General features: G+C 37.2%; 6 protein-coding genes and 2 tRNA genes. 5 read left to right on the top strand and 3 right to left on the bottom strand.

Annotation, left to right across the window (positions count from 1 at the left end; translation table 11 throughout):
• Positions 1–209: 209 nt before the first annotated feature.
• Genes AC5162_RS06340 through AC5162_RS06330 form a run of 3 tightly spaced genes read right to left on the bottom strand, consistent with a single transcriptional unit; the run spans position 210 to position 2,665 of the window.
• Positions 210–455: an NINE protein gene (locus AC5162_RS06340; RefSeq protein ID WP_496534412.1), complete on the bottom strand. Its 246-nt coding sequence runs from the start codon at positions 453–455 to the stop codon at positions 210–212.
• A 3-nt stretch (positions 456–458) separates the two neighbouring features.
• Positions 459–2,048: a GIY-YIG nuclease family protein gene (locus AC5162_RS06335; protein WP_496534411.1), complete on the bottom strand. Its 1,590-nt coding sequence runs from the start codon at positions 2,046–2,048 to the stop codon at positions 459–461.
• Positions 2,049–2,104: 56 nt separating this feature from the next.
• Positions 2,105–2,665 carry a DUF5067 domain-containing protein gene (locus tag AC5162_RS06330; RefSeq protein WP_496534410.1) on the bottom strand — a complete coding sequence of 187 codons (561 nt, stop codon included), beginning with the start codon at positions 2,663–2,665 and terminating at the stop codon, positions 2,105–2,107.
• A gap of 300 nt (positions 2,666–2,965) precedes the next feature.
• Between AC5162_RS06330 and AC5162_RS06325 the strand changes: the two genes are divergently transcribed.
• The 5 genes from AC5162_RS06325 (at position 2,966) to AC5162_RS06305 (ending at position 6,081) form a co-directional block, all read left to right on the top strand.
• Positions 2,966–3,047: transfer RNA gene (locus AC5162_RS06325), tRNA-Leu, on the top strand.
• Positions 3,048–3,117: 70 nt separating this feature from the next.
• Positions 3,118–3,190 (top strand) — tRNA-Thr (locus AC5162_RS06320).
• Between the two features lie 196 nt (positions 3,191–3,386).
• The gene (locus AC5162_RS06315) at positions 3,387–3,944 is read left to right on the top strand and encodes a hypothetical protein (protein WP_496534409.1); all 558 of its coding nucleotides are present in this window, start codon (positions 3,387–3,389) and stop codon (positions 3,942–3,944) included.
• Complete coding sequence (locus AC5162_RS06310; RefSeq protein WP_496534408.1) at positions 3,941–5,218, top strand: glycosyltransferase family 2 protein; 1,278 nt, start codon at positions 3,941–3,943, stop codon at positions 5,216–5,218. Before AC5162_RS06315 ends, AC5162_RS06310 begins: the two co-directional genes overlap by 4 nt.
• Positions 5,219–5,352: 134 nt before the next feature.
• Entirely contained in the window at positions 5,353–6,081 is a 729-nt protein-coding gene (locus AC5162_RS06305; RefSeq protein ID WP_496534407.1) for a gamma-glutamyl-gamma-aminobutyrate hydrolase family protein, read from the top strand.
• Positions 6,082–6,175 lie beyond the last annotated feature (94 nt).

Below are 6,175 nucleotides of genomic sequence, written 5' to 3'. Positions count from 1 at the left end.
GACTGACACCGATTGAATATCGGGTGTCAGTCCTCAAGGCCGCTCAATGACATGTCCTAATTTTGGGGTTCATATCAAAAGAGGTGCTCTTTAATTAGCAAAGGTTGCTTCTATGGACAAACTTAATCCAGTTCTGATATAAATTGACGACTTTTGATATAAAAAAGGCTTTCAGTTTTCACTCAAAGCCTTTTCTATATGAAATTGATTTATTTAGAATATTTTCCGTTGAAAAATGTGACGTAATTACTATCAGAATAAGTGCTATAAGACTTAGTCACTGCGATGATAAAGTCAACGAATGGCCAGATTCCTAATGTAAAGGAACTACCGATGAATAGTTTCAAAATGCCTAGGCCGACTTGTCTTCGCATAAATCGGTCCAAGCCGAGAGAACCAAAAAGAAAAGCGCCAACCCAAACAAATACATGTTTATTGATTATTGTACTCTTCATGATTTATACCTCTTTTGGAGAAGCGTTGTAGAATCGTTGCGATAATACAAATTCCGAATTTTCAGGTTTGTCATGCCATTCAATCGTGATATTTTTATTTGACTGTAGATAATCCTTAATTTCTTTCAGGCTGGTATTAAAGTATTCTTTTCGTTTGTTGATATGGTTAATTTTGTCGCTGGCAAAGTGGGTATGAAGGTCATTTTCCAGTTCAAAAGCGTTTTCAGAAAAAATAAGTGCGTGAATATCAAACTTAAAAGGAACGGAAGCTGAGCTGAGTTCATCGATACGATCTTTAGGTTCAAGACGACGAGTTACACCAATTTTGTAAACATTTTCTCCAAAGGAGCCAACGTTACTAATGATGTAGACATAGCCTGCCTTAGCGTTTTCAATTCGGTAGTCCAAACCTTTTTCTTGTTCGTCAAGTTCGTTAATCTTTTTCTTTAATTCTTCAACTTGTTGAACATTTTCTTCGGTTTGTTCCTGATCGACAAGCTTTGTCAAAGCATTGTTGAATTGGGAGCGTTCTTTATTAAGGTTTCGCTTCTCACGTTCAATTTCAAGTTGGAGTTGCTTTTCTTCTTTTTCTTGCTGTCGTTCTGCTCGAAGTTTTTCTTTTTCAGCTTGCTTCTTCAGGGCGTATTCAACAGAAAGACGTAGTTCTTGGAGCTTTAGGTCAACGTAAGCACTGTCTAAACGAACAAAGATTGATTTTTCAAATAAATCACTTAACTTTGTAGCGCTTTTAGAAAGCATTTCTGCCTTTTTTTCATAATTATTGGCATTAACCTTGTTGATGATTCCAGTTGCTTCACCGTTGAAAGCCCGAATGAGTGCTTGAGCAGATTTTTTCTGCATTGCCTTTCCTTTAGATGCTGACCCATCAAAAGTGATTTCTTTGACCACGTAAGTTGCCTTTTGTTCTTTTACTAATTGCTTTTCTTTTTCGATAATACGAGTTAGCTCGTATTTGAAAGTTAAGCTATCAGCAAACTCATAGGTGGGCTCGTAAAACCCAACAGTAATGTCATTTTCAAAATTTCCTAGCTGTTGTTGAGCGTCGGTCAACTTAGTATTAACAGTTGCTAAAATTTGATCGAGTTTGGAAATTTCTTGCTCTTTGGACTTGGCTTGGTTCGCCAATTCTTTATTTCGATCCTCGATAAGTTGTTGAAGTTCTTGGTCCTTAGCTTCGATGGCTCTTTGTAGTTCTTCGTTTTTCTTGTCGATTACTTTTTGCAATTCAGCTTCTTTAGCAACCTTGGCCTGTTGAATTTGTGATTTTTCTGCCTCGGTTAATTCAGCTTCGTTTTCTTTGAGAGCAATGATTGTTTCCTGTAACTCGTCTTTTTTTGATTTTAACTGCAAATCCAACGCGTTGATTTCATCGCCTTTTTTATCGATAACTTGTTTTAGTTCAGCCTCCTTGGCGAGCTTTGCTTGTTGGATTCGAAATTTATCTGAATCTGATAGGGCAACTTGGTTTTGCTTGATGGCAACCAGTGTGTTGTGCAGTTTTTCCTTCTTAGATTTTAGTTCCGAGTTCAATGCATCGAGTTCGTTCTTCTTTTTGTCGGGGCGGTTAAACATAAATACTCCTACTTAATAAAAAATTGTTTGAGAAAATGTAATTTGATTTGAGCTTTTTATACTTTGATGTTGAATGATTTGCTACCTAACTCTTTAAAGTTGGAATCTTCAAATGTAACTTTGATTGGATTGTTGTTTTCTAAGTAGAATTCAACAACGACAGGAACTGTTTTTCCTGGTAGCACATTTTGATTTAAGTTATCGCTTTCAGTTTGATAGGGCACACTAAAATCATCATTCAATGCCGGGGTTCCGGGTTCAAGTTGCTTATTTTGACTGTCCGTTTTTTGATAAGCGTGTACGACAGCGTACATAGCCGATGCATCAGCCTGCTCTTTTGATACATTTTTCATATTACCGTGCAGAACAAATAATTTTTTATTGTCCATTCCATCAATAATTTCGCCTTTGGTCCAAGTTGTATTCAATTTGCCGGCGTAAAAAGTGTTGCCTTTGAAAGACCAGTCACTTGAATTTACTTTTGTCTTATTTAATGTGGGTAATTCGCCGTGATTATAATATAAATAGACAGAAAAACTAGTTGATAGTAGGGTGATGATTAACATCACCCAGAACCAAACGTAGTTGTAAAACTTCTTATTCACTTCTCTCTCCATGTCTCTCCCTAGTATTCTCCACTTCATAGTACCTTTTTATAATTTGAATTTTCGTTATTGTATCTAGCTTTGAAAAAATCAATTAATTTCATACTAGAAAATTGCTAATTTGAATAAAAAACAGTATTTTCTATTCATAAACAAAATCCAAACAGCACTTGTACATTTTATAACAAAAGGTTATAATTTACTACCGTTTTTTAGAAAATATATTTGCCAATAATTCCTAAAATTTTGCTTGACGGTACCCACAAAATCCAGTATTATTAAATGGTTGCTTAAAACAGTAACAAAGCCCATGCGGATGTGGCGGAACTGGCAGACGCGCTGGATTTAGGTTCCAGTGGAGAAATCCGTGCAGGTTCGATTCCTGTCATCCGTATTCAGTATTTTTTCTAAAATACTGTTGTACAAATCCTAAGGATTTGCTATACTATTTAAGTATTAATTTTGCCGACTTAGCTCAGTTGATAGAGCATCTCACTAGTAATGAGGGGGTCAGCGGTTTGAGTCCGCTAGTCGGCATATTTAAAAAGCTATACCAACGCTGGAAAGTGTTGGTATAGCTTTTTTGTTTTTATTATCCGTATTTTTTTGAAGACCTTCTTTATTGGAGTGATATTTTCTTTTTTTTATCGTCGATATCGGCTTTGATAGCCGTATCGATTTCGATAGTGAATGTTTTATAAAACAAAAGATTTTATTTCGTAACCTATGGAGAATGAAAAATAAATATTTTAGAAATAAATTTGGGATAAAATTATTTTGGTTAGGTAATATTATGAAACTTTCTAAACAAAATGACAAAGATATACACTCATTTGTGATAGGGACGGACGATTATTTCGCCAATGTTAAGGGCAAGGTACGTCTTTATCAGCGACTGTGGACTGCAATCTGCTGGTTATCCTTTTTTATTCCGTTTATTTGGATATTTAGTGTTACAAACATTTTTGATTCTAAAAATCAATTTCACGCTAGATTAGTGGCGGAAGTTCAGCAAAATATGACAAGCCTCAGTACATTTTTTATTGGGATTATCGCTGTATTTATTTTTCATCACTTATTTGCGGCCTATATGGTGAATCACCGATTATCTCGGCCTATTTCTATAGATAAAAAGCAGAATGTTCGGCGAGAAAAATATGATGAATTCTTCCGGGAAAAATTTGGTTCTCAATTTGATATAAAACATGATCAAATTATAAATGTAAACGCTGGGGATAATTTCACTAAGTATCAAATTATTAATTTACTTCAGGACAGGACCATACAATGATTTTGCATAATTCTGTTTTCAGCTTTTTGTTCTTGTTTCTATCTGCATACCCCTTGATTGGTTCTTTTTCACGTATTGTTGGAAATATTATTTACAAATTTGCTTATCGTAATAAGCAAAGGCGGTGGATTCGAGTACCCACCACGGCTGACCCTTTTATTTCAATCATGGTTGCGGCGCATAATGAAGAAAAAGTTATTCGTAAGACGATTGTTTATTTATTAACGGAATTAAATTACCTTAATTATGAGGTGATTGTAATCAATGATGGATCAACTGATAGCACAATGCCGATTTTGATTGAGTTATCAAAAAAATATGACCGTTTACGGATTATTGATTTAGAAGCCAATAATGGGAAAGCTCATGCATTAAATATTGGAATTGGTTTTACTAACGGTGAATTTATTTTAACGAATGATGCGGATATTTTGCCCTCTCGCGATGCACTGCTACGTTATATTACTTACTTATCAAAGCCGTACGCCAACCGAATTGGGGCCATCACCGCGAATGCGGATGTTTTGAATAAAACTAAGATACTAGCAAAGTCTCAAACTGTTGAATTTGCTAGTATTGTCAGCATGATTAAAAAAAGTCAGTCTGCTATTTCAGGTAAAATTTATGCATATAGTGGGGCTAACACTTTCTATCGGAAGACAGCTTTGATTGATGTTGGTCTCTTTCGCCAAGACCGGGCAACCGAGGATATTAGCATGGCTTGGGACCATCAAATGAATGGTTGGATTTCGATTTTTGCGCCAGCGATTACTTTCTTTATGGAGGTACCGGAAAGTATTTCTGATTTGTATAAGCAGCGGAAGCGTTGGGCGCAGGGTGGCACTGAGGTTTGGCTGACCAATAGTTTGAAACTACTTCGTCATCCACTGAAAAATTATGGTTTGCTGCTGATTTTCTTTGATCAAACTTTGAGTATTATCTGGGCGTTCTTTTTATGCATTAGTACGTTTGGTTTGACTTATACAATTGTTCGTTATTTTTGGCTAGAAAATTGGTCTGCTTTCTATCAAACAGTGACAATGGCGATGATTTTTGTTTGTTTCCAATTGACTGTTGGCTTTATTCAAATTTCATTAGCACTTTTCATGGACCACAATGGCAACAAGTTAAAGTATCTGGGATTTGCACCTTTTTATTTAATGTATTATTGGATATTAAATCCGATAACGATTGTAGTTACTATGCTACCCGCTATTCGAACAATCATGGGTCATGGTTCTGGTGTTTGGGTTAGTCCGAAACGAGCTGGATAAATTTGCTATAATAAAGTTGAAAGTAAGGAAGGGTTACTTCCTTTTGTCCATCGCTGGCAGGCGGTGGACTTTTTTGCATCTTCACCCTGCAAACCTTATAATCAGACTAATATACACCTACGGGGGAATTGTTTATGAAAATTGGAATTACGGCGGATGCGAACATGCAACCAACGGTGACAACCCGGTTGCAACAGGCCCACTATGTCCAGAAAAAATTGACGGACGTGTTGATTAAGCATGGTGTGACACCGGTGATTTTGCCAATTGTACCGGCAAAGATGGCTAAGGACCTCGTTGATGTGGTTGACGGGATTATTATTTCTGGCGGGGTCGATGTCTCACCTAAATTCTATCATGAAGACCCACACCCACACTTGGGTTCGGTTTACGAACCCCGGGATGAATTTGAACTGGCGGTGATTAAAGAAGCGGTTTCTCAGCGTAAGCCAGTTCTTGGCATTTGCCGTGGCGTGCAAATTATTAACGTTGCCTTTGGTGGTACGCTCTACCAAGACTTAAACAGTCAGTATGAAAAAGCTAGTGGTCAGGCGCCACTTCAGCATACTCAGCCAATGGACAGCGCTTTCCCGGCCCACTATGTTGATGTGGAAAAGGGCAGCTTTGTTGAACATTCAGTTGGCTTGCACCCCTTCGTTAATACCAAGCACCACCAGGCAGTCAAAGACTTAGCGGCCAACTTACATGTCACCGCTCAGGCCAATGACGGTGTGGTGGAAGCCTTTGAAAATGACGACCAATCAGTCCTTGGCGTCCAGTGGCACCCAGAAACTTTCTGGCAGGACCACGAAGACCAGGAGAAGTTGTTTGTGGACTTCTTTAATAAGGTTAAAAATAAGTGATTTTTAGGTTCTAACTAGATGACGTATACCCCAAAAACTAAAGTAAATATTTACTAGTTCGCTAAGCGGCTGGTTGCCGATATTCAATCGGTGA

The sequence above is a fragment of the Fructobacillus sp. ChS1-6f1-1-27 genome, from assembly GCF_059579415.1.
This window is presented reverse-complemented; position numbering and strand designations above follow the sequence as displayed.

Bases quoted from the DNA above. Each gene is read 5' to 3' on its own strand.
- AC5162_RS06315 (WP_496534409.1), top strand. From the start codon at position 3,387: ATGAAAAATAAATATTTTAGAAATAAATTTGGGATAAAATTATTTTGG.
- AC5162_RS06335 (WP_496534411.1), bottom strand. From the start codon at position 2,048: ATGTTTAACCGCCCCGACAAAAAGAAGAACGAACTCGATGCATTGAAC.
- AC5162_RS06340 (WP_496534412.1), bottom strand. From the start codon at position 455: ATGAAGAGTACAATAATCAATAAACATGTATTTGTTTGGGTTGGCGCT.
- AC5162_RS06330 (WP_496534410.1), bottom strand. From the start codon at position 2,665: ATGGAGAGAGAAGTGAATAAGAAGTTTTACAACTACGTTTGGTTCTGG.
- AC5162_RS06310 (WP_496534408.1), top strand. From the start codon at position 3,941: ATGATTTTGCATAATTCTGTTTTCAGCTTTTTGTTCTTGTTTCTATCT.
- AC5162_RS06305 (WP_496534407.1), top strand. From the start codon at position 5,353: ATGAAAATTGGAATTACGGCGGATGCGAACATGCAACCAACGGTGACA.